The sequence below is a fragment of the Catellatospora sp. KI3 genome, assembly GCF_029948125.1.
GTDB lineage: Bacteria > Actinomycetota > Actinomycetes > Mycobacteriales > Micromonosporaceae > Catellatospora.
This window is the reverse complement of sequence record NZ_JASAMB010000092.1, coordinates 1-235: the sequence shown is the minus strand read 5'-3', so window position 1 is coordinate 235 and position 235 is coordinate 1. Positions and strand designations below refer to the sequence as shown.

The 235-nt window shown below is 60.4% G+C and carries 1 rRNA gene; it reads right to left on the bottom strand.

The window, feature by feature from the left end:
- Positions 1–4 precede the first annotated feature (4 nt).
- Positions 5–121: ribosomal RNA gene (rrf, locus tag QEZ54_RS36325) — 5S ribosomal RNA — on the bottom strand.
- Positions 122–235 lie beyond the last annotated feature (114 nt).

The following is a 235-nucleotide window of genomic DNA, read 5'->3' as shown; positions in this document are numbered from 1 at the left end:
GTTTGTCCGGCGGCGTCCTACTCTCCCACAACGTCCCCGTTGCAGTACCATCGGCGCTGGAGGGCTTAGCTTCCGGGTTCGGAATGTTGCCGGGCGTTTCCCCTCCGCCATGACCGCCGTAACACTATCAACATGTCAACACCTGCACAGCCGCCGATCCGGCGTGCGAGGGTTGTATGCCGTGATGTGCATGGTGGACGCGAGTCATCTCTGCGCAGCTTCTGACAGATTGTGT